We start from the raw sequence: 3,423 nt of genomic DNA on the forward strand, positions 1-3,423 counted from the left end.
GAATTAGCTTCAGCATTTCATTGGCTGGCATTTCTTCTTTTCCGTTGGCTTTTCGGCTTTCGTTGATAGCCGTTTTCATGAAATTGGTCACTGAAACACCTGGAATTTCTACCGGATATTGAAACGACAAGAAAACACCTTTGTGTGCTCTGTCTTCTGGAGCCAATTCTGAAATGTCTTCGCCTTGTAAAAGAATTTCACCTTCTGTAACTTCGTACTTTTCATTTCCGGCAATAATAGATGCTAAAGTGCTTTTACCAGCACCATTTGGTCCCATAATGGCGTGAACTTCTCCGGCTTTAACTTCAAGATTGATACCTTTTAAAATTTCTTTGTCTTCAACAGAAGCGTGTAAATTGCTAATTTTTAACATTATAATTTGAGATTTGAGATTTGAGATTTGAGACTCTCATCACTCTTGTTAATATTATTTATTTAAATTTTCAATATTAATATCGACTTTTTATTTATTAAATTTATTTCCTTTATATTCAGATTTTTTTAAGTAATTCATAAATCCTGATATTGATTTACTTAAATTTATACTGATTTCTTTAAGATCGTTTAATTCAACTTCTGAAATATATTTTCTGTCAAAAGCTCTATACAATTGTGAACGTGACTCTCCACAAGAACCTTTCGAAATAGTCAAAAAATGAACAAACTCTTTATTCCCTTCTCTTTCAAAACCTTCTGCTATATTATCCATTACAGAACCTGAAGAATCGTGAATTTGATTGATAAGTTTGAAATCATTTTTAAATTTCTCATTTGAAGCAAGATTAAAGATTTTATCAGCATAAACTCTTGATTGCTGCCAAATCTCTAAATCTTCAAATTTTGTAATTGTAGCCATAATTCCAAATGTCAAATTTCGAATATCAAATTATCCTACTGAACCCTCCAACGAAATCTCCAACAATTTCTGTGCTTCCACTGCAAATTCCATTGGCAACTTGTTCAAAACTTCTTTACTGAAACCGTTTACGATTAAGGCAATTGCTTTTTCGGTTGGAATGCCTCTTTGATTGCAATAGAAAACTTGATCTTCACCGATTTTAGAAGTCGTGGCTTCGTGTTCTACTTTGGCGGATGAATTTTTGCTTTCGATATAAGGAAATGTGTGTGCGCCACAGTTATTGCCCATCAACAACGAATCACATTGCGAGAAATTACGAGCATTATCGGCATTGGCACTTATTCGAACCAAACCACGGTAACTATTTTGTGATTTTCCAGCCGAAATTCCTTTGGAAATGATGGTTGATTTGGTGTTTTTTCCCAAATGTGTCATTTTGGTTCCCGTATCGGCTTGTTGATGATTATTAGTTACCGCAATTGAGTAAAATTCGCCGATAGAATTATCTCCTTTTAAAACTACCGATGGATATTTCCAAGTAATGGCAGAACCCGTTTCGACTTGTGTCCAAGATATTTTTGCGTTTTTTTCGCAAATTCCTCTTTTGGTCACGAAATTGAAAACACCGCCTTTACCCTCTTTGTTCCCAGGATACCAGTTTTGAACCGTTGAATATTTTATTTCGGCATTATCCAAAGCTATTAATTCAACTACTGCGGCATGCAATTGATTTTCATCACGACTTGGTGCGGTACATCCTTCTAAATAGGAAACATAACTGCCTTCATCTGCTATCAAAAGTGTCCTTTCAAACTGACCAGTTCCCGCTTGATTGATACGAAAATAAGTTGATAATTCCATCGGACAACGAACGCCTTTTGGAATGTAACAAAAACTTCCATCTGAAAAAACAGCTGAATTTAAGGCCGCGTAAAAATTATCTCTTTGCGGTACAACTGTTCCTAAATATTGCTGAACCAAGTCTGGATATTCGCGAATAGCTTCGGAAATACTCATAAAAATGATGCCTTTTTCTGCTAATGTTTTCTTGAAAGTCGTGGCTACCGAAACCGAATCGACGACAATATCCATAGCGACGTTGTTCATCATTTTTTGTTCGTCAATAGAAATACCCAACTTTTTGTACATGGCTAACAATTCAGGGTCAACATCGTCTAATGTTTTATTCGGATCCGCTTTTTTTGGTGCGGAATAATAGGAAATGGCTTGAAAATCGGGTTTTTCATAGTGAACGTTTGCCCATTCTGGCTCTATCATTTCTTGCCAAGCACGAAACGCTTCAATACGCCAATCGGTCATCCATTGTGGTTCGTCTTTCTTTTTAGAAATAGCACGAACAATATCTTCGTTTAGCCCAATAGGAAACGTTTCCGAATCTAAATCGGTATAGAAACCGTATTCGTATTCTTTATTTTCTAATTCGATTTTTAAGTCGTCTTCTGTATACTTACTCATAATTTTATCTAAAAAATCTAAAAAATCTAAAAAATAAAAAGAAAGTGTTTATGCCTTCTTGTTATGCTTTTCTAAGTTTTTCAAATATTTAATATAACTACCTAATTGTTTTGATATTTCTATGACATCATTTCTGTGTTCGTAGAAATTATCTTCATTAATGTATTCTAACAATTTCAAAAAGTTGAACATATTTCGGCATTCACCAGCAGAACCTTTTGAAAAATATAAAAATCTAATTAATTCTTTTTTGGTTTCTCTTTCAAAACCTTCGGCAATATTATTCGAAATTGATAATGCCACTCTTTGTAATTGATCTTTTAAACCATAATCTTTAGCAATTTTCTCATTCGTTAATGTTAGTTTGTATAATTTAACTCCAAACTGCAATGCTTTTTGATAAACTTCCATTTCCTCAAACGAACTGTATTTTGCCATTTTTGCTTTTTTAGATTATTTCAATTTTTTTGCTTTTTTAGATTTATAAAGAAAACGATTCCCCACACCCACACGTTCTACTCGCATTTGGATTATTAAAAACAAATCCTTTTCCATTTAATCCTCCCGAAAATTCCAAAATGGTTCCAGCTAAATACAGAAATGATTTTTTTTCAACGGCTATTTTTACATGATTATCTTCAAAAACTTTATCGTTTTCTCCCAACTCTTTATCGAATTTTAATTCATACGATAAACCTGAGCAACCACCGCTTTTTACGCCTACACGAACATAATCTTTGGCAGCGTCAAAACCGTCTTCTTGCATCATCGAAACGATTTTTTTACTTGCGTCATCAGATACTTTGATCATAGCTTATTTTAATTTTGTCTAAATAATGCGCAAAGTTACTACAAATATCCTTTTTTCAAGCAACTATAACATTTTTATAACCAATTAGCGAATAGAGAAAAATGATTTTTATTTCTATAAATTTGTAAAAACATTAAAAAATGAAAATTTATCCCATAGAAGCTGGCAATTTTAAACTCGATGGTGGCGCTATGTTTGGTGTAGTGCCTAAGAGCATCTGGAACAAATTGAATCCTGCTGATGAAAATAATATGTGCAACTGGGCACTGCGTTGTTT

5 protein-coding genes and 1 pseudogene are annotated in these 3,423 nt (G+C 33.5%); 1 reads left to right on the forward strand and 5 read right to left on the reverse strand.

The annotated features are described in order from the left end of the window. The 5 genes from ACK5ON_RS08415 to ACK5ON_RS08435 all read right to left on the reverse strand — a co-directional run. A partial coding sequence (locus tag ACK5ON_RS08415; RefSeq protein WP_409821624.1) for an ABC transporter ATP-binding protein occupies positions 1–373 on the reverse strand: 373 nt, incomplete at its 3' end. Positions 374–463: 90 nt separating this feature from the next. Continuing rightward, positions 464–856: a four helix bundle protein gene (locus tag ACK5ON_RS08420; RefSeq protein ID WP_396156186.1), complete on the reverse strand. Its 393-nt coding sequence runs from the start codon at positions 854–856 to the stop codon at positions 464–466. 30 nt (positions 857–886) lie between these two features. Further along, positions 887–2,335 (reverse strand): Fe-S cluster assembly protein SufB, encoded by a 1,449-nt coding sequence (gene sufB, locus ACK5ON_RS08425; protein WP_409821626.1) that lies wholly within the window; start codon positions 2,333–2,335, stop codon positions 887–889. Between the two features lie 48 nt (positions 2,336–2,383). After that, complete coding sequence (locus ACK5ON_RS08430; protein WP_409821628.1) at positions 2,384–2,773, reverse strand: four helix bundle protein; 390 nt, start codon at positions 2,771–2,773, stop codon at positions 2,384–2,386. Between the two features lie 43 nt (positions 2,774–2,816). Beyond that, complete coding sequence (locus ACK5ON_RS08435) at positions 2,817–3,146, reverse strand: HesB/IscA family protein (RefSeq protein ID WP_136151049.1); 330 nt, start codon at positions 3,144–3,146, stop codon at positions 2,817–2,819. 140 nt (positions 3,147–3,286) lie between these two features. On the opposite strand from ACK5ON_RS08435, the pseudogene ACK5ON_RS08440 reads away from it, so the two are divergent. Next, positions 3,287–3,423 (forward strand): annotated as a pseudogene (locus ACK5ON_RS08440) (MBL fold metallo-hydrolase); the annotation flags it as partial.

It is taken from the genome of Flavobacterium sp., assembly GCF_046317795.1.
In the GTDB taxonomy this organism is placed as follows: domain Bacteria; phylum Bacteroidota; class Bacteroidia; order Flavobacteriales; family Flavobacteriaceae; genus Flavobacterium.